At 36.7% G+C, this 26,571-nt stretch carries 24 protein-coding genes and 1 riboswitch; of the genes, 23 read left to right on the top strand and 1 reads right to left on the bottom strand.

Annotation, left to right across the window (positions count from 1 at the left end; all coding sequences use genetic code 11):
* Positions 1–125 precede the first annotated feature (125 nt).
* From BK574_RS10345 to BK574_RS10250, 20 genes are all read left to right on the top strand, one after another.
* Positions 126–842: a response regulator transcription factor gene (locus BK574_RS10345; protein WP_075384834.1), complete on the top strand. Its 717-nt coding sequence runs from the start codon at positions 126–128 to the stop codon at positions 840–842.
* A complete protein-coding gene (locus BK574_RS10340) occupies positions 842–2,623 on the top strand; it encodes an ATP-binding protein (protein ID WP_078428547.1) in 1,782 nt (593 codons plus the stop codon). Before BK574_RS10345 ends, BK574_RS10340 begins: the two co-directional genes overlap by 1 nt.
* A 443-nt stretch (positions 2,624–3,066) precedes the next feature.
* Entirely contained in the window at positions 3,067–4,005 is a 939-nt protein-coding gene (locus tag BK574_RS10335) for a WD40/YVTN/BNR-like repeat-containing protein (RefSeq protein WP_078428546.1), read from the top strand.
* Positions 4,006–4,140: 135 nt separating this feature from the next.
* Entirely contained in the window at positions 4,141–4,596 is a 456-nt protein-coding gene (locus BK574_RS10330; protein WP_078428545.1) for a flavodoxin, read from the top strand.
* A gap of 274 nt (positions 4,597–4,870) precedes the next feature.
* A riboswitch (cobalamin riboswitch) is annotated at positions 4,871–5,056 on the top strand.
* A 240-nt stretch (positions 5,057–5,296) separates the two neighbouring features.
* A complete protein-coding gene (locus tag BK574_RS10325) occupies positions 5,297–6,289 on the top strand; it encodes an ABC transporter substrate-binding protein (RefSeq protein WP_078428544.1) in 993 nt (330 codons plus the stop codon).
* A complete protein-coding gene (locus BK574_RS10320; RefSeq protein WP_142248069.1) occupies positions 6,273–7,307 on the top strand; it encodes a FecCD family ABC transporter permease in 1,035 nt (344 codons plus the stop codon). The genes BK574_RS10325 and BK574_RS10320 overlap by 17 nt, the downstream gene beginning before the upstream one ends.
* A gap of 23 nt (positions 7,308–7,330) precedes the next feature.
* A complete protein-coding gene (locus tag BK574_RS10315) occupies positions 7,331–8,806 on the top strand; it encodes a heme ABC transporter ATP-binding protein (RefSeq protein ID WP_142247939.1) in 1,476 nt (491 codons plus the stop codon).
* On the top strand, positions 8,803–9,765 hold the full coding sequence (gene cbiB / locus BK574_RS10310; RefSeq protein ID WP_238457999.1) for an adenosylcobinamide-phosphate synthase CbiB: 963 nt from the start codon (positions 8,803–8,805) through the stop codon (positions 9,763–9,765). Before BK574_RS10315 ends, cbiB begins: the two co-directional genes overlap by 4 nt.
* Entirely contained in the window at positions 9,752–10,834 is a 1,083-nt protein-coding gene (gene cobD / locus BK574_RS10305) for a threonine-phosphate decarboxylase CobD (protein WP_078428542.1), read from the top strand. The genes cbiB and cobD overlap by 14 nt, the downstream gene beginning before the upstream one ends.
* On the top strand, positions 10,831–11,406 hold the full coding sequence (locus BK574_RS10300; protein WP_078428541.1) for a bifunctional adenosylcobinamide kinase/adenosylcobinamide-phosphate guanylyltransferase: 576 nt from the start codon (positions 10,831–10,833) through the stop codon (positions 11,404–11,406). Before cobD ends, BK574_RS10300 begins: the two co-directional genes overlap by 4 nt.
* Positions 11,403–12,920, top strand: a complete 1,518-nt coding sequence (locus BK574_RS10295) for a cobyric acid synthase (RefSeq protein WP_078428540.1) — start codon at positions 11,403–11,405, stop codon at positions 12,918–12,920. The genes BK574_RS10300 and BK574_RS10295 overlap by 4 nt, the downstream gene beginning before the upstream one ends.
* The gene (cobS, locus tag BK574_RS10290; protein WP_078428539.1) at positions 12,913–13,719 is read left to right on the top strand and encodes an adenosylcobinamide-GDP ribazoletransferase; all 807 of its coding nucleotides are present in this window, start codon (positions 12,913–12,915) and stop codon (positions 13,717–13,719) included. The genes BK574_RS10295 and cobS overlap by 8 nt, the downstream gene beginning before the upstream one ends.
* On the top strand, positions 13,677–14,327 hold the full coding sequence (locus BK574_RS10285; protein ID WP_078428538.1) for a histidine phosphatase family protein: 651 nt from the start codon (positions 13,677–13,679) through the stop codon (positions 14,325–14,327). Before cobS ends, BK574_RS10285 begins: the two co-directional genes overlap by 43 nt.
* On the top strand, positions 14,261–14,695 hold the full coding sequence (locus tag BK574_RS10280) for a bifunctional adenosylcobinamide kinase/adenosylcobinamide-phosphate guanylyltransferase (protein WP_078428537.1): 435 nt from the start codon (positions 14,261–14,263) through the stop codon (positions 14,693–14,695). Before BK574_RS10285 ends, BK574_RS10280 begins: the two co-directional genes overlap by 67 nt.
* Before the next feature lie 15 nt (positions 14,696–14,710).
* Entirely contained in the window at positions 14,711–15,295 is a 585-nt protein-coding gene (locus BK574_RS10275; RefSeq protein WP_078428536.1) for a cob(I)yrinic acid a,c-diamide adenosyltransferase, read from the top strand.
* Positions 15,296–15,475: 180 nt separating this feature from the next.
* Positions 15,476–16,432 carry a VanW family protein gene (locus BK574_RS10270; protein WP_238457998.1) on the top strand — a complete coding sequence of 319 codons (957 nt, stop codon included), beginning with the start codon at positions 15,476–15,478 and terminating at the stop codon, positions 16,430–16,432.
* A gap of 248 nt (positions 16,433–16,680) precedes the next feature.
* On the top strand, positions 16,681–18,180 hold the full coding sequence (locus tag BK574_RS10265; protein ID WP_078428535.1) for a spore germination protein: 1,500 nt from the start codon (positions 16,681–16,683) through the stop codon (positions 18,178–18,180).
* A gap of 30 nt (positions 18,181–18,210) precedes the next feature.
* Positions 18,211–19,317: a GerAB/ArcD/ProY family transporter gene (locus tag BK574_RS10260; protein ID WP_078428534.1), complete on the top strand. Its 1,107-nt coding sequence runs from the start codon at positions 18,211–18,213 to the stop codon at positions 19,315–19,317.
* Positions 19,304–20,401, top strand: a complete 1,098-nt coding sequence (locus BK574_RS10255; RefSeq protein ID WP_078428533.1) for a Ger(x)C family spore germination protein — start codon at positions 19,304–19,306, stop codon at positions 20,399–20,401. Before BK574_RS10260 ends, BK574_RS10255 begins: the two co-directional genes overlap by 14 nt.
* Before the next feature lie 92 nt (positions 20,402–20,493).
* Complete coding sequence (locus BK574_RS10250; protein ID WP_078428532.1) at positions 20,494–21,465, top strand: peptidoglycan DD-metalloendopeptidase family protein; 972 nt, start codon at positions 20,494–20,496, stop codon at positions 21,463–21,465.
* A 68-nt stretch (positions 21,466–21,533) separates the two neighbouring features.
* On the opposite strand, the gene serA is transcribed toward BK574_RS10250, so the two are convergent.
* Complete coding sequence (gene serA, locus BK574_RS10245) at positions 21,534–23,108, bottom strand: phosphoglycerate dehydrogenase (protein WP_078430830.1); 1,575 nt, start codon at positions 23,106–23,108, stop codon at positions 21,534–21,536.
* Between the two features lie 568 nt (positions 23,109–23,676).
* Between serA and BK574_RS10240 the strand changes: the two genes are divergently transcribed.
* The 3 genes from BK574_RS10240 to BK574_RS10230 all read left to right on the top strand — a co-directional run.
* Positions 23,677–24,744, top strand: a complete 1,068-nt coding sequence (locus tag BK574_RS10240; protein ID WP_078428531.1) for a M14 family metallopeptidase — start codon at positions 23,677–23,679, stop codon at positions 24,742–24,744.
* A 158-nt stretch (positions 24,745–24,902) separates the two neighbouring features.
* Positions 24,903–25,622, top strand: a complete 720-nt coding sequence (locus tag BK574_RS10235) for a FadR/GntR family transcriptional regulator (protein ID WP_078428530.1) — start codon at positions 24,903–24,905, stop codon at positions 25,620–25,622.
* A gap of 326 nt (positions 25,623–25,948) precedes the next feature.
* Positions 25,949–26,571, top strand: a 623-nt coding sequence (locus BK574_RS10230) for a transposase (RefSeq protein ID WP_142248068.1), incomplete at its 3' end; no start/stop codon positions are given.

Genomic DNA, 26,571 nt, shown 5'->3' with positions numbered 1-26,571 from the left:
ACTCTTTACTATGAGTCAGCCTCATAATTGTATCTTTTTGGTTATAGTAGAAACATGTTAAAATAAAGAGAATATTGTCATGCTAATATTAATATAAGTGTTTATTTTGGGAGGTAGTCGTTCGTATGGATTTTGAAGCAAAGGTTTTAGTTGTTGATGATGAAGAGCGTATTCGTCGTTTATTGAAGATGTACTTAGAAAGGGAAAATTATCAAGTAGAAGATGCTGAGAATGGCGAGATTGCTTTAGAAATGGCATTAAATGAAGATTATGATTTAATCCTATTAGATATTATGATGCCTGGAATAGACGGAATTGAAGTTTGTCAGGAACTACGAAAAACAAAAGCAACACCGATTATCATGCTTACAGCAAAAGGAGAAGAGGCGAACCGTGTTCAAGGGTTTGAAGTAGGGACTGACGACTATATTGTGAAACCGTTTAGTCCAAGAGAAGTAGTCCTTCGTGTGAAAGCGCTACTACGTCGTTCTTCTTCAACGAAATTTTTGCAAACGGATACGGGATCAAAAGATATCCTAGTTTTTTCACACTTGACGATTGATAATGATGCACACCGTGTTACAGTTGAAGGCACAGAAATTAATTTGACACCGAAAGAGTATGAATTACTACATTATTTAGCGTTGTCACCAGATAAGGTGTTCTCGCGGGAACAGTTATTAAAAGATGTGTGGAATTATGATTTCTTTGGTGACTTAAGAACGGTTGATACTCATGTAAAACGGTTACGTGAAAAATTAAATCGAGTTTCTCCTCAAGCAGCGAGTATGATATCCACGGTGTGGGGTGTCGGTTATAAATTCGAGGCAGTGAAAGGGTAATGCTTTGGCGAAGTGTTGTTGGTAAGCTTTGGTTTACGATATTAGCACTCGTTTCTGTCGTATTGTCTGTGTTGATGGTAATGCTTCTTCAATATTTTGAAAAGTTCCATGTGAATGAAGCCGAATCTCAGTTGATGAACCATGCTAGAATGGTAGCGACCATTATTGAAGAGTATGAAAGTGAAGAAACCGCTTTATCAACGATTTCAAAAATTGCTGAGTCCTATGAAACAAAGGTAGTCATTATTAGTGAAGACGAAAATCATTGGTACTCTGCGAATGATACTGTGAATGTGGACTTGCCCGTTGAAATATTCTATGAAGATGAAATCCTTTCACAAGTGTTTGAACAAGGTGAGCAAGTCGTAAGTCAAGGGGATTTTCCTTTTTATTCAAACGGGGTTGAAGTGCATACTGAAGTAATGATTGTTGGTAGACCTGTTCAAATGACGAATGAAAATGGGGCTGTGTTTTTATATCAATCTCTTTCAGCACTTGAGGAAACGACAGGAGAAACAAAAAGAATTATTTATTTTTCTGCAGGTATCGCCATCGTACTAACGACAATTTTTGCATTTTTTCTTTCATCGAGAGTAACTGCCCCTTTAAGAAAGATGCGTCTAGCATCGATGGAAGTGGCCGAAGGGAAGTTTGATACGAAGGTACCGATACTAACGCATGATGAAATCGGTCAGCTTGCGATAGCATTTAATCGAATGGGACGTGAGCTAAATCGAAATTATGTTGCATTAAATCAAGAAAAAGAGCAACTATCTAGAATTTTGAGTAGTATGGCGGATGGAGTAATAACGATTGACAGAAAAGGAACAATTGTTGTTACAAATCCACCTGCTGAACGATTTTTACAAGCTTGGTATTATGACCAAGGCTTAGATGGAAAAGCGGAAGATTTACCAAAATCGATAAAAAAGCTATTCCAACAAGTAGTTGCGATAGAGAAAGAACAAGCGATGGAAATTGATATCCAAGGGAGAAGCTGGGCTATAATACTTTCGCCACTTTACGATAAAACGTTCGTACGTGGGGCTGTTGCAGTGATTCGCGACATAACGGAAGAAAGAAGATTAGATAAGCTTCGTAAAGATTTTATTGCCAATGTTTCTCACGAATTAAGAACGCCAATTTCGATGCTACAAGGATATAGTGAAGCGATTATTGATGACATTGCTCAAACGGATGAAGAGAAAAAAGAAATTGCTCAAATTATTTATGATGAATCATTAAGAATGGGACGACTTGTAAATGAGCTACTTGATTTAGCAAGAATGGAAGCGGGTCATATTGAATTACACGTACAAATGGTTAACGCAAAAGAATTGTCAGAAAAGATTATTCGTAAGTTCCAAGGTTTAGCAAAAGAACAAGGAATCGCTTTGTCTGGAGAAATTGCTGATTTTGTTAAAACAGCAGAGCTAGATCCAGATCGTGTGGAACAAGTGTTAACAAACTTAATTCATAATGCCATTCGCCATACGAATAAAGGTGGGACGGTTCTATTAAAGGTTCAACCTTATGAAAACTATTTGCGTTTTGATATCCAAGATAGTGGTTCAGGAATTCCAGAAGAAGATTTACCGTTTGTGTTTGAACGGTTTTACAAAGCGGATAAAGCAAGAACTCGTGGGAGGTCAGGAACTGGGCTTGGCTTAGCGATAGCAAAAAATATTGTTGAAGCTCACGGTGGAGAAATATCAGTTCATAGTAAAGTGAATGAAGGCACGACATTTACGTTTCAAATTCCTCGAAAAACAGAAGAATAAGATGAAAAGTAACGAAAAATCTTGTTTCATAAGGAACAATTGTCACTAAGAGGAGAAGTCGATATGGCTAACAGCCTCGGTTTAAGGAGAGAAGAGTGCTAATAATTAGTAAATGATCTACTAATTACATCAGACCGAAGAAATCACTGTTTTTTACACAAATCAGTACTGAGTCCGCTACACCTTTGCTTGTACGCTTTTTAATAAGAGTGATATGACAATTGTTGTAATATTATAAAAGGTATCAATAAAAATAGAGGTGCTAATCATCATGTGATTTGCACCTCTATTTTGTGTGTATTTTATATTTTCTCCTCGATAACTGATCTTGATTGTCTATAGGACTTTTTTTTTTTGAATATATATTGACAATGAAAATCATTATCATTTATTATAGTTATTGAAAATGATTTTCATTATTAACTATGGTGGAGGAATTGATTGTGAACACAATGAAAAACACTTTCCGAGGTGGTACAGCTGTTTGTAAGGATCAAAATGGAGAATACATAGTGGCCATCGAAAGGGAAGGGGTTTATCGTTTGGTTGGAAATCGCTTAACCAGTCTTTTTCCATTCCCTTTTCGTATCGTAAAGCTAATAAAAGTTTGTTCAATTTTGTATGCGGTCGGGGAAAAAGGTGTTTTTCTAAAAAGTTGGGACGGAGGGAAAACATGGGAGCATAAGTTCTTACCAACTACAACAACGATTTGGAGTGTAGTTGGTAATTCTAGAGGTATAGTCATTACTCACGGTAACAATTGCTTATTTTTTTCTTATGATTTTGGTGATACATGGTGCCAGGTTCAGCCGTTTGTAAGATTGAAAGATAATCAACCATCCGTTCGTTCATTATGTTTATTAAACAATTTCCTTTTCATTGGTACGAAAATTCATCGTACTTATGGAGGAATATGGAAACTGGATTTAAGTAGCCTAAAAATGTCATGGGTGAAAAAGGAAATGAATTCTATGGTTTCTTCCATAATTGTATATGAAAATTATTTATTAGTAGCAGGCGGCTCGTGTAAAGGGACAAAAGGAAAGATTGAATATTGTAGTCTTTTGAGTAAAAATAATGATTATTTCTGGAATGAGTTTGAGCAAGTGGAAAGTCAAGCAAGTTTTTTAGATGTCACTGAAGATAATGGATTTATTTATGTTACCTCATCACAAGGTAAAGACGGGTATGCGACAGTTTCACGGATTCATATAGAAAATAACATTGTCGTTCCTTGCAATAAAGTAAGAGGTCACGGTTGGAGAATTGCAAATCATAATCAACATTATGTCGTTGCTGGTCATTATGAAACAATACATTCAAATCAAATACACGAACAAGCAACTAACCGAAACAGTAATTTGAAACAGGTTTTACATTAAGACCATTTTCTAATCAGTTGTAAAGATTTGTTTTTTGGACCGTAGCCAAGTGAGCATTTTAATATACTTTCAAAAGAGTCTAAAAAGCAACCAAAAGAGAATAACTTACATAAAATTTGGAAGGGGAAATGAAAAATGAAGGACGTTTTACTTGTTTATGCTAGTATGTCAGGGAATACAGAAGCGATTGCTGACTTAATAGAAGAAGGTCTAAAGGAAGAAAAGGTAAATGTAACGAAAATCGATGTAATTGATTGTGATCCAGATATGCTAAATGCTTTTAATGCAATCGTGTTAGGTGCTTATACTTGGGGAGATGGAGAACTTCCAGATGAGTTCCTAGATTTGTATGATGAAATGGCAACATTAGATCTTTCGGATAAACAATTTGCCGTTTTTGGATCAGGGGATACAGCGTACGAAATCTTTTGTGGAGCCGTTGATTTATTAGAAGCGATGGTAGAAGAAAGAAACGGTGTAGTTGCTCAACAAGGTCTTAAAATTGAGCTTAGTCCAGACGGCGAAGAAGAAGAGTGTAAAGAGTTTGGTAGGCAGTTTGCAAAAACTGTTAACCTAAAAACGAGCGTATAAGTTTTATCCCGTTTAACTGGGCGCTAAGACTCCCACTTCAAGACTTTGAGGAATCAATAAAGGATAAGTGGGAGACGATTGAACACAGACTAAGGTCGCCACGTCCTGTTGCAACGTCTGTGTGACCCACATCCTGTGGGCCTCAGTAACAACCCGATTGGTTCAACTAATATTCAGTGGGGGATAAAGGAAAACCCCCACTGAATAAAGTTTCACTTTATATAGACGAATAATCTTTTATTTTGTATAATGGAGTCGTATCTCAATGAATTGAATATATTGTAAACTTTAAGGTCACTCACGTGAGTGTGAAAAGGGAAGTTGGTGCAAATCCAACACGGTCCCGCCACTGTAAGTACTAAATTCCTTCAGTATACCACTGTCTATAATAAAAAGATGGGAAGGTGAAGGAACCACCTAAAGTACAAGTCAGGAGACCTGCCTTAAAGGATTGTGTAACCTTCGTGGAAAAGGGGAGCAGTGTGATAAGATCATACTCTTGTAATATAGAGTGACCTGATTGTTCAAACGAGAACGACACTTATTCGAATGTAAGTAGTCATTTAAGTGTTAACAGGAGATCTATTAAACTGTAACCTAAACTCTCCGATGAAGGAGAGTTTTTATTTTTGTACATATTTTCCTTTTCTAAATTCATTCATTGAATACTAAAAAGATATCGAAAAAGGGGTTGGAGAGTTTGAAAAAATGGTATATGTGGTTAGTTGCCTCAATACTCATTGTAGGATTAATGACAGCATGTGGTACAGATAATCAAGAAGAGCCACAAACAGAAGAAACACCATCTGAGGAAACAGAAGACCAAACAACTGGTAGTGGGGAAGCTACAGCGTTTCCAATTACAATTACAGATGCAACAGGAACAGAAGTAATAATCGAGGAAGAGCCACAATCGTTAATTTCACTCGTTCCAAGTAATACAGAAATTGTTTATGCTTTAGATGGTTTTGATCGACTAATTGCGGTTACTGATAATGATGATTTTCCTGAAGAAGTGAAAGAAATTGAGTCCATCGGTGGAATGGAGTTCAATGTTGAAAAGATTATTGCATCCAACCCGGATTTAGTGTTAGCCAATGCAATGAATAGTGAAGAAGGATTAGATCAAATTCGTAACGCGGGTGTGACCGTATTGGTCGTGAAAAATGCTTCATCTTTTGACGAATTATATGACTCTATCCAGATGGTTGGTAATGCATTAGGAAATGCCGAAGAAGCTGAAAATGTGATTATATCAATGCAAGATAGAATTACGGCAATTCAAACAAAAGCTAGTGAAATAGATGAAGCTGATCAGGCTACAGTTTGGGTTGAAATTTGGCCAGCTCCAGACATGTATACAACAGGAAAAGGAACATTTATGCATGAAATGTTAGAAATGATCAATGCGAAAAACGCAGCAGGTAATCAAGATGGATGGCCGATGTTTACTGAAGAAGATGCTGTTGTTTTAAATCCTGATGTCATTATTACGACTTATGGACACGTAGAAGGAATGGAGAATGCAGTAGAAGATGTTTTGGCTCGTACTGCTTGGACTGAAGTAGAAGCGGTTAAAAACGAAAGAGTTTATAACGTTGAAGCGAATATTGTAGAACGTCCTGGTCCTCGCTTAATTGAAGGGGTCGAAAAACTTGCAAAACTTATTTACCCAGATGTTTTCGAAAACTAATATAACACTCGCATATATTATTTGTTTTGCGTTTTTATTTATATCTATCGTCTCAGGTATTGCTTTAGGTAGTGTCCCTATTTCATTCGTTGAAGTTCTTACGGTGTTAGGAAGAGAATGGATTGGGTTACCTATTGCAACAGAAGTTGATCCGATGTATGTAAATATTGTAATGGAAATACGTTTTCCACGTGTTTTATTAGCCATGTTTGTTGGAGGTGCCCTTGCCTTAGCAGGGGCTGCTTTCCAAGGCTTCTTAAAAAATCCGTTGGCTGATCCATATACACTAGGAGTTTCATCTGGGTCTGCAGTTGGAGCAGTAGCGGTATTATTTTTTGGGATTACAATACCTTACTTAGGTGCTTACACGTTACCAGTCGTCAGTATAGTTTCTGGTTTTTTTACATTATTTGTAGTTATATTTTTTGCAAAAGCTCTTAATCGTTCGATGGCAGCACATACGGTCATATTAGTTGGAATTATTTTAAGTTCTTTTCTTGGGTCGATGATTTCTTTAATGATTGCCTTAACAGGAGAAGAGCTTAGACAAATAATTGGCTGGTTAATGGGAAGTGTCTCGATGAGGGGCTGGAGCTATGTATATTTAATTTCTCCATTCTTTTTAGCAGGATTAATCATTCTACTTCTTAATGCAAGAGAGCTCAATGCATTAGCGTTCGGTGAAGAAACCGCTAAACATCTTGGTGTCAACGTACAATCGCGTAAAATATTGATTTTACTCGGAGCTGCATTATTAACAGGGTCGGCTGTAGCTGTTTCGGGAACGATTGGATTTGTCGGCTTAGTGATACCACATTTAACTAGACTCATATGGGGACCAGATCACCGACATTTATTACCTCTTTCCGTTTTGATTGGAGGAGGATTCCTTATCTTAACGGACTTAGTCGCTCGTACAATCATTTCCCCAACAGAATTACCTATTGGAGTCATAACTGCTCTTGTCGGAGGCCCTGTCTTTGCGATGATCTTAATCCGACAACGTCATAGATTATAATCTGCATGGATGGAGTGAAGGTGATGATTTTACAAGTAACAGACGTTAAAGGCGGATATGGGAATGTTAATATTATTAATGATGTTTCGTTTTCTGTAGAAAAGGGCGAAATATTTGGGATACTAGGTCCGAATGGGAGTGGTAAAACAACCCTTCTAAAAATGATCAGTGGTTTACTTCCTTTACAATCTGGTGATATTTTTCTTCAAGATAAAAGTATTACGACATACTCAGCAAAAGAGTTAGCTAGGTGGATGGCCGTTTTACCTCAACAATCGGATACGTCCTTTTCTTATACTGTTGAAGAAATCGTTCAACTCGGCCGCTATGCCCACCAAAAAGGTTGGTTTCAAGTTTCTAGTAACAAAGACAAACAAATCGTTGAAGAAGCGATGAAGTTAACAGGAGTGGTTCAATTTAGAGATTTACCACTTCATTCATTGAGTGGTGGGGAACGTCAACGAGTGATGCTCGCTCGTGCACTAGCACAAGAACCACACATATTACTATTAGATGAACCTACTAATCATCTAGATATTTCTTATCAAATGAGTTTATTAGACTCTTTAAAACTTTGGTCTCGTGAAAAAGGCTTAACCGTAATTGCCATTTTACATGATTTAAACATGGCAAGTTTATATTGTGACCGTATTTTATTACTAGATGAAGGTAAGGTTTGCTCACTTGATAGCCCTGCTCATGTTATGGATGAAAAAAAGTTACAGGATGTCTACCAAGCGAAAGTGGGACGAAGAGAACATCCGTCTGTACCAAGTCCGTTAATTACACTACAACCGAAACAGTCACTAGAAACTGAGCGATCGCTAATAAATCGTTTCGAACTTGAAAAAACAGAAGAATTTATTAAAGTAACGAGCCCTATTCATTTAAAGACCTTTTCTTCAGCAGTAATTGGTGCGGGATTTAGTTGGAATACAACTTTTTTTAATCGACATGTCCATAAAGATTATAATTGTGATTGTGTAGAAGATGAGTATAAACAATATTTAAGAAATCATAATGTTGATTTTGAAGGTACAGTTGGGATGATGACCGCTGCAATCTTAGAAGACGCTTCTTTTAAAACATACACGAACGAAGCATTTACTGTTTTCGTTGTTGTAACCGCAGGTGTTTCGAATGCAGTTGATGCTTCAAAGGCTTATTTGCAGGAGAATGTTCTACAAACGGTAGGAACAATTAATACGTGGATTTTTATAGAAGGTAATTTATCGGATGCAGCTTTTGTTCAAGCTGTAATGACGGCAACTGAAGCAAAAGCTAAGGCTCTTTTTGATGAAAATATTATAGATCCACAAACAAATACGCTTGCTACGGGAACATCTACAGATAGTATCATGGTAGCAGCTTCACAAACTGGTGTGGAACATCCGTATGCGGGGACGATCACCCCCATAGGCAAAACGATTGCCCGAGCGGTATATGAAGCAACGAATGAAGCGGTTAAGAGAAATAAAGAAAGAAGGAAAATTGAATGATTCTTGTAAACCATTTAATTGCACTTTCCTTAGCTGTGCTAATCGATCGAATGGTTGGGGATCCGAGGCATATTCCCCACCCAGTAGTAGGTATTGGTAAGTTAATTGCATTTTTGGATGTAAAACTTAACGTAGGAAAGCAAAAAAAACTACGAGGAAGCATCTTTCTAATTATAATTTGTATGACTGTATTTTGTCTTACTCTTGTTCCTATAATACTAGCCTATACTATTCATCCTGCTGTAGGTATATTACTAGAAGCAATTATTATTTCGTTTACGATTGCCGCTCGTAGTTTAAAAGAAGCTGCTGAAGAAGTATTGAAACCACTAGAATTAAATGAGATGGAAAAAGCACGCCTAAAGCTCTCGTATATCGTAGGAAGAGATACGGAACATTTATCAGAAGCTGAAGTTATTAGAGGAACAGTAGAAACAGTAGCGGAAAATACAAGTGACGGCGTAACCGCTCCCCTTTTTTTTGCACTAATCGGTGGTGCACCTCTTGCAATGCTCTATAGGGCTGTGAATACATGTGACTCAATGGTTGGTTATAAAAGTGAGAAATATAAGGATTTTGGTTGGGCGTCAGCTAAATTTGATGATGTGTTAAATCTAATTCCGAGTAGGTTAACAGGACTACTAATGATTACTTTTAATCCAAGTTTTTCTAAGCAAAAAAAAGCTAAATGCTATCAAATTCTATGGACAGATGCGAGAAAACATCCGAGTCCAAATAGTGGCTGGGGTGAAGCAGCTGTAGCTAGTTTACTCGGAATACAGCTTGGTGGACGAAATCAATACAAAGGTATGATATCTGATCGCGCAAAAATGGGGATTCCCATGATGTCTATTTCAGCTAAACATATTAAGCAATCGATTAAGATCATGGAAGTTACTATTATTTTCTTCTTATTGGTGCTTTGGATAATTGGAGGTATTTTGTATGTCGTTACCTAGTCATGGAGCAAATCCACATTACTTTGTTCAAGCTATGGGATTACAGCTGCCCGAACATGCAATTGATTTTAGTGAAAATGTAAATCCCTTAGGTGTACCTCGAGTTGTTCGCGACCGCTGGAATCAATATATTGAAGCAATTACAACCTACCCTGACCCTCATGCTTCTCAATTACGAGAGAAGCTAGCCAATGATCTTAATGTATCAATTGATCAATTGATAGTTGGAAATGGTGCGGCAGAGCTTATTTTATTAATTGCGAACTATTTTCGTAAGAAACGAGTCCTCATTGTTGAACCAACATTTTCAGAATATCGAGATGCGTGTCTCACCTATGATTGTGAGATTATTCGTTATCAACTATTGCAAGAAAGTAGTTGGGATATTCAGGTGGAAAGCCTCCTTGAAGCAATAAATGGGGTGGATATTCTCTTTCTTTGTCATCCTAATAATCCTACGGGGACAACGATAGAACGATCTACTCTCATCCAAGTTTTTAGTAGAGCAAGAGAGAAAAATGTAACCGTCATCATAGATGAAGCATTTTACGATTTTTGTACTGAAAATGTAAGTGTTATTCCATACATAGAAGAGTTTCATAATTTAGTTGTTTTAAGATCGTTAACGAAGATGTATGCGATCCCATCGCTTAGGTTAGGGTATGTCGTTGCCCGTAAGGAATTCGTTAGTGAATTGAAAAAGTTTCAGCAGCCATGGAGTGTAAATGGGATGGCTCAACAAGTAGGGCTAGATTGTATAAGTGATGAGGAACATGCGATTGACACTAAAACTTTTATCCGGGAAGAAAGAAAGAGGATGTTTAAACTCTTAAGCGATATTGGTTATGAAGTCTCGCCTTCAGTAGTAAATTTTTATTTATTAAAGCCAAAAGGAACCAATGAAGATTTAACACCGTTAATTACTTTTCTTATTCGAAACGGTGTCATTCCACGCCATACGTATAACTTTTTAGGTCTTGAAGGTAAGTACATTCGTTTAGCCATTAAGACTCGACAAGATAATGATCTACTACTTTCAGTATTAGAGAGGTGGTCACAGCGGCCATGATCATTTTTATGACAGGAGGAGTTCGAAGCGGAAAAAGTTCTTTTGCCTTGGAAATAGCTGAAAAGCAAGTCCTTGAAAATGGTGTAATTCATTATATAGCGACGAGTAGACGAACAGATGCGGAAATGGAAGCAAGAATTCAGCGCCATATTGAAGAACGTCAAATGAGGGGTAAAGTATATGTGACTCATGAAAAAAACACTCATATTGAAGAGTTAGCCGTTCATTTTCAAAAAAATGATGTTGTGGTCCTTGATTGTTTAACAGGTCTAGTCACAGAAGAATTCTTTAGTGGAATCGAAAAGGGAGTCGAGCGATGGAAGGACCTATCATTCAGACAACAATTATTGAACCGCTTTTTTCGGACTTTTGAGGCGCTGCAACGGCTTCCTATTCCTGTAATTGTTGTGACTAATGAATTGTTTGAAGATATTATTCCAAACGATGAAAGTACAATCGCTTATATGAAGTTAATCGGTCAGCTTCATCAAAAAATTGTGGCATTATGTGATCAAGCTTATTTAGTAGAAGCTGGTCTTCCACTTATTAAAAAGGAGGTGGCGTATGAATGAAAGGAATTATGTTTCAAGGAACAGGCTCAGACGTTGGAAAAAGTGTAATTGTTACAGGTATCTGTCGAATACTTGCTCGTAAAAATAAAAGAGTGGCTCCTTTCAAATCACAAAATATGTCTAATAACTCCTATGTTACTATTGACGGGAAAGAAATTGGTAGAGCCCAAGGTGTCCAAGCTGAAGCTGCTCATACGCAAGCAAATGTTTATATGAATCCAATTTTATTAAAACCGCGTAGTTCGATGGACTCTGAAGTAGTATTATTTGGGGAAGTGTATACGACATTCTCTGGTCGAAATTACCGTGAATTGTTTTATGAAAAAGGAATTCGAGCTATTCAACAAGCATTAACTGAGCTTGAAAATAACTATGATTATGTGGTCATTGAAGGTGCAGGTAGCCCTGTGGAAATTAATTTAAACGACCGTGAACTCGTCAATATGAAAGTTGCCGAGTTAGCCGATGTTCCTGTTATATTAATCGCTGATATAGAAAGAGGCGGTGTGTTTGCGAGTGTCATTGGTACTATTCAGCTGCTTTCAGAAGAACAACGAAAACGTGTCAAAGGTATCATCATTAATAAGTTTCGAGGGGATATTAGCTTATTTACGGATGGTGTTTCTTGGCTTGAAGAGTACACAGGAATAAAAGTGGTCGGGGTTATTCCATATTATGACCATATATCAATTGAAGGGGAAGATTCTCTTTCCATTCAAAACAACCTTATTAAAAGGGGTGGGCGAGAAGAAAATGACATAGATATTGCGGTCATTGCTTTACCTTATGTTTCGAATTATACGGATCTTGAACCTTTAACAGAGGAGAAAGATGTTTATTTACGTTTCGTAAAGGACAAACGTGATTTTGGGAAACCAGATGCCGTCATTATCCCAGGAACGAAAAGTACATTTCATGACTTAACGTTTTTAAAAGAAACGGGATTAGATATTGTCTTATCTCAATATGTTCAAGCAGGTGGAACGATTATAGGGCTGTGTGGCGGATATCAAATGCTAGGAGAAAAACTAATAGACGAAGCGGGCACAGATACAGGTATTATTGGGCAAACAATAGAAGGTTTAAAAATTGCTCCTTTAAAAACACATTTTAACGAGAAAAAAATAACGATACGCTCTAAAGGAAAACTTGTATCCTCACATTGGCAATGTAAAGAAGAAATAGTAGGTTTTGAAATTCATTTAGGGAGCACGGTTTCCACTGATAAACGTATTGAACCTTTTCTGGAAATTGAGGAAAGAACAGAAGGAATTTGTATAAATAATGGGCAAGTGATCGGTACGTATTTTCATCATGTATTTCATAATGATGAATGGCGAACAGCATGGCTTAACCAACTTCGCGTAAAAAAGGGGCTTCAGCAAGGAAAAGTACTAAAACTACAAGAAGTAAGAGATTTAGCATATGATAGACTGGCCGATCATGTTGAAATGTATTTAGATTTGGACTATGTCATTGACTTGATTGAAAGTTGGAAGAGAGAAAATGAATAATCATGAGAAAGTTGGCAAATTAGATGGGCTAATATTAGCGTTGCAACTGCTGACGACCATCCCGATTAAAAAGGAAGTTCCGTGGACGAAGAAAACCGCATCTACTTCTGTCTCTTTATATCCCCTAGTAGGTTTAATCGTTGGTTGTGTCGCAACAGTGTGTTCTCTATTCATGATTGAGTGGCTCATGCTCCCAACAACAATTAGTAGTTTTTTTTTGCTACTTCTTATTGTTGCTTTAACGGGTGGGCTACATCTTGATGGATGGATGGATGTAAGTGATGGTATTTTTTCACGCCAGGGCAAAGAACGAAAATTAACCATCATGAAAGATTCACGAGTGGGCGCCTTTGCTGTAATTTCATTATTTTTTCTCCTCATAGGAAAGTATCTCTTTATTTTCCAAGTGCTAGAAATGGCTGATCAGTATTGGTTTTATATCTTATTTATACCATTTTTTTCGCGCTGGCTTATGGCTGGTGCCTTAATGTTTGGTAAACCAGCACGAGAAGAAGGGATGGCATATTCTGTTCAACAAAATTTAATGCCGCAAACTCAATTAAGTTTTTATTTTTGGGGAGTGCTAATCTTAGCTTTCATATTTTTATTATTGTCTACCTACTTTTTGATAGCACTAGGATTAATGATTATTTCAATCCTTATTTTACTCGTAAGTTTTTCATTTTTTAGAAAACAGTTTGGTGGTATTACGGGGGATACACTCGGTACATTAGTAGAAGGAGGAGAAGTCATCTTATGGCTCTTCGCATCACTATTACTCTATTACGGCATGGCTTAACAGAATATAACGAACAAAAACGATATTTAGGATGGACAGATGTTCCATTGAACCAAAAAGGATATCATTTACTTCAATCAACAAAAGAAAACTATTCATACTTAGCTCCAGAAGTTATTATTTCTAGCGATTTAATGAGGTGTGTAGATACTGCGAAAACTCTTTTTCCTAACGTACATATTAAACAAAGTAAAAGTTTAAGAGAATTCGACTTTGGCTGTTGGGAAGGCAAAACATATGAGGAACTTAAAGACGACCTTCTATATAAAAAATGGTTGGAAAATCAAACTGTAGTTACCCCTCCTAATGGAGAAGCTTATATACAGTTTCAAGAAAGGGTTTTGGAAGGATGGAACAAAGTGGTTGTGTATGCGCTAGAACAACAACTAAAGCATATAGTGATCTTGAGTCATGGAGGACCGATTCGCTTCATTCTTTCTCAATGCTCTTCTACAAACAAAGGGTTTTGGGATTGGAATATTGGTTATGGTCAAGGGTATTCACTTGTTACAGATGGAGAGCAAATGAGGAGGGGTGAGCGTTGGAATTTGTTACAGGAGGCGCCTTTAATGGAAAACGAAGCTGGGTTTATTCACACTATAAAATAGACCATATCGACGAATTTGTTTGTTATAATGGGTATGAAGAAGATGTTTCAGTGAATGAACTTACACAGTTGCCGAATCGACAAGTGTGTGTCATTTTTGGCATGGACACGGTTCTTAAACGATTTTTTTTATTTGAAGATGGTCGTGCCAAATTTAATCTTTTATTAGATCACTGGGTCGAATGGGAAAGAGAGCGTAGTGGCCGAACAATAGTCCTAGTAGGCAATGATATTGGAAAAGGTATTGTGCCTATTCAAAAGGACGACCGCCTATGGCGTGATTTAGTTGGTTGGTGTTATCAGGATATTGTAACACAGGCTAATAAAGTTTACCGTATATGGTATGGGATTTCTGAACAATTAAAATAATTGGGGGAATGTAAAATGCGTTTATACACACGTACAGGAGATGAAGGAAAGACGAGTGTTATTGGAGGGAGGTTAACAAAAGATGATACGCGAGTGGTTGCCTATGGAACGACAGATGAAGTGAACTGTTTTGTAGGGCAGGCAATTACGCAACTTCATCCAGAAATCTTTCAAGATATATTGAATGAGCTTGTCAAAATACAGCATGAATTGTTTGATTGTGGTGGGGATTTAGCGATGCTTAAAGCAACTGAAGATCGTCCTTATAAAGCGAATATAGAGATGGTTACTTTTTTAGAGGAACGAATTGATGAATACATTAAGGAAGCACCTGAACTTGAGCGATTTATCCTGCCTGGTGGTTCTCCTGCAGCTGCTACTCTTCATGTGTGCAGAACAGTAACTCGTCGTGCCGAGCGGTATGTTTCACGGTTACAACGAGACTCAGAAACAAATCCTGTCGTCTTAAAATACTTAAATCGCTTATCTGACTACTTCTTCGCAATTGCTCGAGTTGTTAACCATCGAATGGGAGTTAAAGATGTGGAATATGAGCGAAGTGCTATCGTATTTCGTGAAGGAAAACGAAAAGGTAAATAACTACTGCAAAACACGTCGAAATTTGACGTGTTTTTTTATTGGGAAATTTTGAAATATTGAAACCGTTTAGTGGTAAGATACGTCTTATAGGTAGAAGAAAAAATTTTTATTATTTTGTTCATTTCTATAAATTTCCATCATAAATTAACGAGTGGAAACGATACAAAAGGGGGAGTAGGGTTGAAAAAGCTCTGGGTCTTTATTGTTGTTATTATAAGTTTTTCATTTTGTTTTTCTTCAATGGTTGCAGCTGAAGAAGAAAAGAGTTCGAGAAATCATGGGCTCGTTCATAATGAAATAGAAAATTATAAGAAACCAGTGAAGTGGGAAGTTGTATTAATTGATGAGCGAACGGATGAAGAAGAAGTTATTGTATTAAATGAATATGGTTATTTTTCTAATTCAGAAGGGTTAGATGAGGACTTGTTAGCTCAATTCGCAGCTAAACTAGCTCGAAATATTGATCAACCGATGCGCAATCCAACTATTTCTCCAGATGGGAAAATTATACCTGGGCAAAAACAAGTAATTTTATCTGAGAAAGAACTTGTTTCTAAAATTCAAGAACTAGATGTGCATGATCAAGAACTAATACTCCCAATCTATGAAAAGAAACCTACAGTATCAGAGGAACAATTAATTGGAATACTAGATGTTAATATTGGGACTTATTCTACTCATTTTAATCCAAGTGTAGAAGGACGTTCTGTTAATATTAAGCTATCTGCTGACTCAATCCAACATTATGTTCTAGGACCAGGGGATGAATTCTCTTTTAATAAAGTGGTAGGACAACGAACCGTGGAACGAGGATATAGAGAAGCAAAAGAAATCGTCAATAAAGAATTTGTTATGGGCATTGGTGGGGGGATTTGTCAAACATCCTCAACATTATTTAATGCGATTGATGCTGCTGGTTTACAAGTCGTCGAAAGGTATAGTCATTCAAGAGAGATTGGTTATGTTCCTGCTAATCGAGATGCAACAGTATCTTGGGGTGGTCCAGATTTCGTTTTTTCTAACCCATATAACTTCCCTGTCATCTTAAAAACACATGTTTCTTTAAATTCTGGAAAAATAACAGTCGAAGTGTTTTCATCGCAAAATAAGGAGCAATTGGTTGCTTCCATTCAATAATCAATGATTAAAATTAACACTACTTAAAGAAAAGTGTGTATAGATATTACAAGTGCAAAGAAGTTGTCCATTAAATACTTCAAGCTCCTATTATATGAAGGAGATGAGGGGAAATGGGCAGCTTTTTTACGTATGTATAGGGATTATGATTAAGCTCATTCTATATGTATCCTATAATTGCATAACATTTCCACTGTTTTCTTATACTAAGACGAAACTGAAGTAATAGAAGCTAGGAGAAGTTGACTATGTTATTAAAATGGCTTGTGAAACAAATGCATAGTAATCAAGGACAGCAAGAAACCATTACTTCCGTACTAAACGTATTTCAAAAGTCGACTGACTTTAATGCATATGAACATTATAATTCACCAGTACCGTATAAATTGATGTTCTTTTCATCACTAGTAGATCCTGACAGGCTCCACAAAGACGTGCTTCCTTATGTTAATAAGTATATAACGGAAGGAATAGAAGTTCTTAAAGAAAAAATTCCAATTGAAGAAGTCACGATTACAAGTGATACGAGAGAAATTAAGAATAAAGTGTTACAGGGGAATATCCTCTTGCAACTCGTAGCAGACAAAGAAGAGTGTCTGCTCATAGAGGCAAGTGTTAATTTTGAACGTGATGTCGGAATGCCTGAAATCGAGTTTACAGTAACGGGGCCACAAGAATCGTTTATTGAATCACTTGATACTAATATTAATTTAATTCGTAAGCGACTTCCTTTACCTAATTTACAGATCAAAGAAATAGAAGTCGGAAAAATTACAAAGTCAAAGGTCGTCGTTTTATTTATTGAGGGCATTGCCGACCAAGAAAATGTAAAAACGATGGTCCAAAGAATCGAGGATATTGAGTTTGATCAAATTCTTGATAGTTCGATGCTAAATCAAATGGTATCTGATAGTTCATTTTCGATTTTTCCAGTTTATGTAAATACAGAAAGACCAGATCGAGTATCTGCTGCTTTAACAGAAGGAAAAGTCGTTGTGTTGAGTTCGGGTTCTCCAGAAGCGTTCTTTGGACCGACAACACTTATTGAGTTCTTCTCTTCATTAGAGGATTATTATTTACCGTGGCATATTGCCTCATTTGTTCGTATTCTGCGTTTCTTTGCGGTATCATTTTCTGTCCTTGCCGCACCAATTTATATTGCCGTACTGACTTTTCATTATGAGCTAATTCCGAAAGATTTGTTAGCAACCATAATCTCATCTCGCAGTAATATTCCGTTTCCACCGATCATCGAAGCTCTTTTCTTAGAGTTTACGATTGAGCTGTTACGTGAGGCAGGAGCAAGGCTGCCGACAAAAGTAGGTCAAACGATTGGTATTGTTGGTGGTATTGTTATCGGACAAGCATCAGTAGAGGCAGGGTTAACAAGTAATATACTACTCATTATCGTGGCCCTTTCTGCGTTAGCTTCGTTTACAACACCGGTATATCAAATGGGTAATACAATTCGAATTATTCGTTTTCCTATTATGATTGCGGCAGCGATATTAGGAGGAATTGGTATCGTCATTTGTTTACTTTTTACGATTGCCCACCTTGTTAGGCTAACATCGTTAGGCAGACCATATTTAGAGCCGGTCTATCCATTACGAATAAAAGACTGGAAAGATGCATTTTTTCGGTTGCCATTTACATTCTTTTCTTCTCGGCCAGTTTTAATGAGACCTAGAGATACGAAACGTTTTAATCCTTCAAGAGTGAAGAAAACAAAAGACATTGACGAGTAAAAGTCTTCAAGGATGGAAGTGGTGAAACTGATGACATATCCTAAAATAAAAGAGAACTTTCAAATTTCCTCCTATTTAGTATTTTTTACTATTCATGCGATGCAAATTGGGGTAGGCGTTCTTGGCTTTCAACGTATCATCGTTAAAACGGCAGGGTTTGATGCGTGGATTGCAGTAATAATAGGAGGAATAGTTGTTCACATTTTAATCTGGATGATTTATAAGATTTTAAGTCCAAGTGGTGGAGATATCGTCTTTGTTCATCAGCAATTGTTTGGCAAATGGCTTGGTGGATTTCTAAGTGTTTTATTAATTCTTTATTTTTTAGGACTGGCTATTGTTGTACTCCGAACATATATTGAAGTCATTCAAGTATGGATTTTTACTGAAATTCCAACATGGGTTTTTAGTCTTGTTGCAGTTTTGCTACTTTGGTATTTAATAAATGGTGGATTTCGTGCAGTAGTTGGATTAGCTGTTATTAGTGTATTTATACCAATACCGTTATTTCTGCTGTTAATTTTACCGCTAGAATTTGCAAATTTTATTAACTTACTACCGATTTGGAGGCAAACTATTGGAGAAATGCTAATCGGAGCAAGAGATACAACCTTATCGTTTTTAGGATTTGAATTATTATTGATGTACTTTCCCTTTTTAAAAAATAAGGAAAGCTCACTAAAGTGGGCACAGCTAGGTGCATTGTATACGACAGTTATTTATTTATTCATTATGATTATCAGTTTAGTTTTCTATAGTGAAGAACAATTAAGCCGTACCATATGGGCAACTCTAACATTATATAAAATTGTAGAGCTTCCGTTTATTGAAAGATTTGAATATATAAGTATTTCTCTATGGATGATTATTGTAGCTCCTAACATTGCTTTAGCAATCTGGGCAGCGACACGAGCCTGTAAAGAGGTCTTTAAAGTCCAACAAAAAAAGGTCCTAATTCCTGTATTACTTATTTTAGCGGTAACCACAAGTTTGTTTGTATCACGAGATGAAGTAAACCTTTTAAACGAATATTACTCGTATATTGGATTTGGTATCGTATTTGTATATATTCCTTTACTATTTATTATCCAGCAACTTACGAATAAAGTGAGGAAAAGTCAAAATGAAACAATGTAAATGGCTATTTATCATTTTCCTGTTTTGCACTTTCACCCTATCTGGCTGCATTGAAACGAATATCATTGAAGAATTATCTTTAGTTCACGGGGTAGCTTATGATCAAACAGAAGACAAAGAAAAGGAAGTAAGTGTTGCCTTTCCCAACTTTGTTGAACAAGGAGAAGAAAGTGCATTATTTTCCCAACATCTGTCAGCCAAGGGAAGGACGACCAATGGTGCACTAGAAGCCATTAATATGAAAAGTCAACGTCCAATCAGATTAGGTCAGTCTCGTGTGTTTATTTTTAGTAATTCTATTGCAGAAGAAGGAATAGAACATCTTGCGGATGCTTTATATAGAAATCCCGATGTCCCTAACCGTGTTCAATTAGCCGTTTCTGATGGAAACGCAAAAGAAATTTTTAATGTAGCTAACGAAAATGAAGATCGAATTGGAGTATTTATTCCAGATTTAATTGAACACGTTCAACAGCGGGCAATCCCTCCTTCTAATTTACATTTATTTTTATACAGTATGTACAATGATGGTAGAGATGCCTATTTACCGCTTGTTAAAGCAGAAGATGAATTAAAGGTAATTGGTACGGCATTGTTTAACCATGACAAATATGTCGCGAGTATAAATTTAAAAGAATCATATGTTTTAAGGTATTTAACAGTGAGAGGACAACACGGTACCCAGCAGCATTTACTTACCCATGAAGGAGAAGGGTTAGTTGTTAGTGTAGAAAATATAACATCATCTTACAGAATTACACTTGAAAATAGAGGCGAAGCTCCTACTTTTATCTATCATGTTAACGTAAAAGGAGAGATTACCGACAGCTCCAAACGGATTAATGTTGAAGATCCTGGTTTTATAGATCGGCTAGAAAAGGAAATGGAAGAAGTTAAACTGAAAACAGCTGAAGAATTAATAGAAAAGTTTAAGACTTTAAATATTGATCCACTTGGACTTGGAGAACAATACCGAAGCCGAACGAGGAATTGGGATCCTGAAAAATGGGAAGAATTGTATAAGGATATCAATGTAGAATTCAATTTTGAAGTTGAAATTATCCACTCAGGCGCGATTGAATAAAATTATTGTAATAAAATGGACCAAGCTTCCATAGTATAACATTGTGTGTCATCTTTTAGGGCACACATTCTAAGAAAATAGAGGAGGCAAACATGTTAGATTATGTTAAACGGATATTAATTGTGGTTGCTATTGCAGTCTTCATTAGTATCCTTTTTGTAGGAGCCGCAACTACATATGCAAAAACAATAGAAGAAGACTTAATAAATTCACTCATTTGGCCAACAACAGGTGATCTATCTGATCATTATGGGACAAGAGGGGGACGACATTACGGAATAGATATTGCAGCCCCAGAAGGAACCCCAATTGTTTCTATAAAAGAGGGGACGATTACTAAATCTTATTATTCAGACTCTTATGGAAACGTAATTTTTGTTAGCCATGATAATAAATTAGAAACAGTATACGCTCATTTGCATGAAAGATTCGTCAGTGAAGGTGAGCGGGTTGAAAAAGGACAAGTGATTGGTACAGTAGGCAATACTGGACGTTCTTCAGGTAATCACTTGCATTTTGAAGTTCATGTCGGTGAATGGAACATTAGTAAAACTAATTCCATTGACCCTCTACTCGTATTGAAAGATGAACAAAATTCATTGGTTGCAAAAGAAGATGACGAAAAAAGACAACAAGAGGAATTCCAAACAGTTTTATCAGCAAGGTATCAGTTGTTAGAAGAAAATGAAGAAGTCAAAGAGAATTTTACATATTTGGATTCAGTAAAGACTAAAAAGGCACCAAATAGAAAAATGAATAGCCAAGATATGAAATTAACGATCACGGTCGAAAAAGGGGATACATTATGGAGCTTAGCTCAGAAACATGATGTAACTGTTGAACACCTCAAAGAGTGGAATGACTTAGAAGATGAGCTCATACATGTGGATCAAAATTTAGACTTTTTTTCACAGGTTAATGAGTTAATTCATGTCGTCCAACCAGGTGAAACCCTCCATCGAATCGCAAGTGAATACGAAATTTCAATTGCAACTATTAAAGGAAAGAATGAATTGAATAGTGATATAATATACCCTGGAGATGTGTTACAAGTAACGAATTGAAGAGATGAGGCTGAAGAAAGGTGGATCACCACTTTTGTCAGCCTCTAGATTTATATTTTCTGTTTTTATTAAAGTTCAATCTTATCAGCTAAAGTAATCTCCTCAATTGAACGGACAGCGCTCAGCACGTCGTCAGTCACTGCTTTATCAATAGCTACCATCATAATTGCTTCACCGCCTATTTCTTTACGACCAACCTGCATTGTTGCAATATTAAGTTCATATTCCGCTAGCATTTGCCCCATTTTTCCGATTACACCTGGACGGTCATTGTGTTGGATGTAAATGAGGTGGCCAGCAGGGAAGAAGTCAACAATAAATCCATTGATACTTACAATTCGTGGACCATATTCTTTCACATAGGTTCCTTTAATTTCAAATGTGCGATTCTCACCGTGAACAATCGCATGAATGATATTCGCATATCCATAAGCATTATTTAAAAACTTTTCACCGAATACAATGCCACGCTCTTTTGCAATTAATGACGCATTCACATCGTTTACTGATGCATCGACACGAGCTGATAGGAAACCAGCCATTAAACTTCTAGTTGTAATCGATGTTTCGAGGTTTGTTACTTCACCACCGTAGAATACTTCGATTTCTTGTACTGGTGTTTTCATACATTGAGATAAAATATTCCCCATCGTTTTCGTTAATTCATAGTAAGGTTTAATTTTACCATAGACCTCTTTAGATAGAGTTGGAAGGTTAATAGAGTTACTTACAGGGTTTCCTTCTAAGAAAAGAAGAACTTCTTCTGAAACTTGTGCTGCCACATTTAATTGAGCTTCCTTCGTGGATGCTGCAATATGGGGTGTAGCGATGACATTGTCTAGTTCAATTAATGCATTGTCTATAGCGGGTTCTTCTTCGAATACATCAAGAGCAGCTCCGGCAACATGCCCATTTTCTAGATAATGCTTTAGAGCAACTTCATCAATAATTCCACCACGGGCACAATTAATTAAATAAACCCCTCTTTTAGTTTTACCGATATTTTCCATACCGAGAATCCCTTTTGTGTCTTTTGTTAAAGGAGTATGCACCGTGATGATATCAGCTTTTTCTAACACTTCCTCTAGTGTGGCAGGAACGACACCAAGTTTTTCAGCACGAGCTTTTGTTAAGAATGGATCAAAGACGAGTGGTTGCATTTCAAATGCTTTTGCACGTTTGGCTAGTTGTGAACCAATGCGCCCGAAGCCTACGATCCCTAGAGTCTTTCCACGTAATTCCGTTCCTTGGAAGGCCTTTCGATTCCATTCACCTAATTTAATGGATTGATTCGCTTGAGGGATTTTTCTAGCAAGGGCACAGATCATCGAAAATGTATGTTCAGCTGTTGAAATGGTATTGCCATCTGGAGCATTAACAACAACGATCCCTGCTTTCGTTGCGGCTTCAATGTCAATATTGTCAACACCTACACCAGCACGAGCAATGATTTTTAAGTTTGGCATCTTTTCAATTAATTCGGCTGTAACCGTTGTAGCACTTCGGACGAGTATAGCATCAAACGTATGCAGTTCCTGTTGTACTTCAGTCACATTTTTTTGTATGCAATTCACTTGTTCACTTTCTAGTAGCGGAAGTAGGCCTTCCTTACTCATAGCATCTGAAACTAGGATATTGTACATAGGTGGACTCCCTTTCTTATCAATTGGTTCTACGACAACCTGATGTATCATCTCTCCACTCTCCTTATTTCATTCTTTAATATAAAAGGCTTTAATAAATTTGACTTTTTAGAAGTTTATAAGCCTAATCAACAAATGATTTTCCGTTTTTTTTACAACGAGTGGTATCATTCAATAAACATTATGCTGAAAGCGGTAAATTAACAAACCTCCTGTCCACACGACGAAACGTCGTGTGGACAGGAGGTTTGTTCCGTGGTGCCACCCTCATTTACACACTCATTTCTGAATATGCTTTAGGAGAACAGTTCTCTAAAGATAACAGATTTTCCGAACTCTCCTAATATTTGAAGTTGTTTCAGAGTATCAAATCAGAAGTGCTGAAAGAAATGGACTACTGAATTGGCTGACATTTCTTCTTCATCGTTTTGTATCCCGCATCAACTGGAATTCCACTTTATTATAACAGTTCTAATTGTTTGATAATTTATCATATTGCCATGTTTCTGTCAAATGAATTCTTCTATTTTGCAAATAGGTTCATAAGTTAAAAATAAGGAGGGGAATTATGAGAACATACACTGTTCAAAAAGGGGATACGATTAGAAAAATAGCTTTAAAATTTGGAATTCGTCCGTTTGATTTACTATTATTTAATCGCCAAGTAAACGATGAAACATCATATATTTATCCTGGGGATAGGTTGGAGATTCCAGAAGTGAACACAGAAACAGCGGTATCATGTTCACCTTTTCAGTGTTTATGTGAATATGGACCAGTCGATTTAGAAGCTGATATCCAATTTATGTATCAAAACTATCGTCAAATTGTCTCAATTGAACAAATAGGTCAATCTGTTTTATCTCACCCAATCGTTAGTTTTCAAATTGGAACGGGTAAAAAGAAAATATTTTATTCTGGTGGATGGCATGCTAATGAATGGTTAACGAGTAAATTTTTAATTACGTTTATTAAAGAGTTGTTATTGCATATGAAGAAAAAGCAAAGGTGGCACGGATATGATCTCGAAAAACTCTTTCAACAAGTCACTTTATATATAGTGCCATTAGTAAATCCAGACGGTGTCGAATTAGTCCAACAAGGTATTTACCCCGAGCATCCAATGTACAAAGAGGTACTCACAATAAATAAAGGTTGTCGTGAATTTAACCATTGGTCGAGCAATATAAGAGGAGTAGATTTAAATCACCAGTGGCCAGCTGGGTGGGATATAGAAGCAGACGAGAGTCCACAACAACCATGGTCGCGGCATTATAGTGGTACTGCCCCACTAACAGAACCTGAAGCAAGAGCAGTTTATCAATTTTCATGTTTACATGATTTTTCGCATGTATTTGCCTTTCATTCACAAGGTCAAGTAATCTATTGGGGATACCGAGGGTATGAACCCCCCGAAAGCAAAGCGATGGTAGAGAGACTTTCGCTTGTAAGTTCATACGTACCTGTACACACTGCTGAAAGTGATGGAGGATATAAAGACTGGTTTATTCAAGAAACAGGACGTCCAGGGTTTACGATTGAAGTGGGAGTGGGAACCAATCCACTTCCGTTATCGTCTTTTTCTGAAATTTGGTCGAACAATGTTTTACTTGCGTTAGAAGGGTTAATATTATAATTTATTAAAAGTCATCTATTACTTATAATTGTTGCTAATTCAATAGATTATCGGTACAATTTATTCATATTTACTTATCCAAAAGCGTTAACATCGCCTCTATAATAAATTAGATATATAACGATTAGGAGATAAGACAGTGAAGAAGGTGGAATTTTGTGGCAATACGAGAAGTAAAGCCGAAAAAAATCTATGAAATTGTTGCAGAACAATTATTGGATATGATAAAGCAAGGCGAAGTAAAGCCAGGTGAGAGACTTGCCTCTGTTCAACAATTAGCGGAAGAATTTAATGTTGGTCGGTCTGCAATTCGAGAAGCTTTAAGCGCTTTAAAAGCTATGGGCTATATAGAAATGCGACAAGGTGAAGGAACTTTTGTTAATAAAGTGGATATAGACTTAATAGGGAATATTATTCCAGGAGTTCAACTCATGCAAAAGGAAGATATGCGAGAGTTATTTGAAATTAGAAAAGTAATTGAAACAGGAGCCGCTTCACTTGCAGCCGTGAATCGAACAGATGGAGACTTACAAATGATGGAAGAAACTCTTCGAGAAATGAAACAAGCAGAAGGAAATGGAAGTATTGGTGAAAAGGCTGATGTTGATTTCCATAAAGCTATTGTTAATGCTACAAAGAACGAAATGTTAACAAAACTAGTTAGCCAAGTATCAGACGTTATGCATCAGTCGATGAGAGAGGCTAGGAAGCTTCTGTTATATTCAGAACAAAAGAAAATGAACCAATTGTATGAAGATCATCGGTTAATTTATGAAGCGATAAAGGCAAAAGATCCTCAAGCTGCTCATGAAGCGATGTTGGAACATATAGTCGGTGTTGAAAAAGGACTATTTACAAACTTGAAAAAGGACAGCTAAGCACCTATAAAAAGGATACCGCACTAGAAGATTTATTTGGATTAAAGTTAAATGTTTACAATAAACTTTGTAAAAGGAGCGTTGACAATTGATGTTGACCTCCTTTTTAGTATATGCTTCATTAATATTAACTCGCTTTTTAATTGCAGAAATTATTAACTCAACTTTCGCACCTAGAAAAATGTGATTCGTTTAACTAGCTGTAAGGCTAGTAACCGTTGAAGTATGGTCATTGACAGGAAAAAAATGCATAAAAAAACACCTCAACGTTTGGTATAGTTGATTTGTCTAGAATCACATAACCATACAGAAGAGGTGTCTCCTATATGATAGCGAATAATGACCAAAATAAGCAACTACCAAATGAATTAACATCCACATTTAAAGAATTAAAGGTACTAAAACATTTAAGAAAAGCTGGTATTACAAAGTCTTTTGGCTTTTCTTGTGCCTACCTATTTAAATTGATTTTTTGTTTGATCTTTGAAAACAAGAACTGGTTTAGAACCCTTGATAGTAAAAAATCTACCGATTTCCCTGCCAAAGATACGGTCTATCGTTTCTTGAATCAGTCTACATTTGCATGGAGAAGGTTTTTGCTTAATCTCAGTGCTTACACAATTGGGAAGGTAACTAAGCTAACGAACCATAATCGTCCAAAAGTGCTTATTTTTGATGATTCTTCTTATGATCGCAATCGGAGTAAATCAGTAGAACTCTTAGCGCGTTGTCACGATCACTCTTCTCAGAAAGTGCGCTTCTTTAAAGGATTTCGAATGCTTACTCTTGGTTGGTCAGATGGGGCCACATTCATCCCAGTTGACTTTTCTTTATTAAGTTCTAAAAAGAGCCAGATCAACGGAATATCTGACAAGATAGACAAGCGTAGCTCTGGGTATAAGCGGCGTCTTGAAGCCCTTCAAGCAGCACCAGAACAGATGCCTGATAT

The organism is Alkalihalobacterium alkalinitrilicum (assembly GCF_002019605.1).
Lineage (GTDB): Bacteria > Bacillota > Bacilli > Bacillales > Bacillaceae_F > Alkalihalobacterium > Alkalihalobacterium alkalinitrilicum.
Note: the sequence above shows the minus strand (reverse complement) of the source record. Positions and strands in the feature narration are given on the sequence as shown.

Coding starts and splice junctions, on each gene's coding strand:
- BK574_RS10300 (WP_078428541.1), top strand. CDS start 10,831: ATGATCATTTTTATGACAGGAGGAGTTCGAAGCGGAAAAAGTTCTTTT.
- BK574_RS10285 (WP_078428538.1), top strand. CDS start 13,677: ATGGCTCTTCGCATCACTATTACTCTATTACGGCATGGCTTAACAGAA.
- BK574_RS10340 (WP_078428547.1), top strand. CDS start 842: ATGCTTTGGCGAAGTGTTGTTGGTAAGCTTTGGTTTACGATATTAGCA.
- serA (WP_078430830.1), bottom strand. CDS start 23,108: ATGTACAATATCCTAGTTTCAGATGCTATGAGTAAGGAAGGCCTACTT.
- BK574_RS10295 (WP_078428540.1), top strand. CDS start 11,403: ATGAAAGGAATTATGTTTCAAGGAACAGGCTCAGACGTTGGAAAAAGT.
- BK574_RS10250 (WP_078428532.1), top strand. CDS start 20,494: ATGTTAGATTATGTTAAACGGATATTAATTGTGGTTGCTATTGCAGTC.
- cobD (WP_078428542.1), top strand. CDS start 9,752: ATGTCGTTACCTAGTCATGGAGCAAATCCACATTACTTTGTTCAAGCT.
- BK574_RS10345 (WP_075384834.1), top strand. CDS start 126: ATGGATTTTGAAGCAAAGGTTTTAGTTGTTGATGATGAAGAGCGTATT.
- BK574_RS10260 (WP_078428534.1), top strand. CDS start 18,211: ATGACATATCCTAAAATAAAAGAGAACTTTCAAATTTCCTCCTATTTA.
- BK574_RS10320 (WP_142248069.1), top strand. CDS start 6,273: ATGTTTTCGAAAACTAATATAACACTCGCATATATTATTTGTTTTGCG.
- BK574_RS10255 (WP_078428533.1), top strand. CDS start 19,304: ATGAAACAATGTAAATGGCTATTTATCATTTTCCTGTTTTGCACTTTC.
- BK574_RS10265 (WP_078428535.1), top strand. CDS start 16,681: ATGTTATTAAAATGGCTTGTGAAACAAATGCATAGTAATCAAGGACAG.
- cobS (WP_078428539.1), top strand. CDS start 12,913: ATGAATAATCATGAGAAAGTTGGCAAATTAGATGGGCTAATATTAGCG.
- BK574_RS10315 (WP_142247939.1), top strand. CDS start 7,331: ATGATTTTACAAGTAACAGACGTTAAAGGCGGATATGGGAATGTTAAT.
- cbiB (WP_238457999.1), top strand. CDS start 8,803: ATGATTCTTGTAAACCATTTAATTGCACTTTCCTTAGCTGTGCTAATC.
- BK574_RS10330 (WP_078428545.1), top strand. CDS start 4,141: ATGAAGGACGTTTTACTTGTTTATGCTAGTATGTCAGGGAATACAGAA.
- BK574_RS10240 (WP_078428531.1), top strand. CDS start 23,677: ATGAGAACATACACTGTTCAAAAAGGGGATACGATTAGAAAAATAGCT.
- BK574_RS10275 (WP_078428536.1), top strand. CDS start 14,711: ATGCGTTTATACACACGTACAGGAGATGAAGGAAAGACGAGTGTTATT.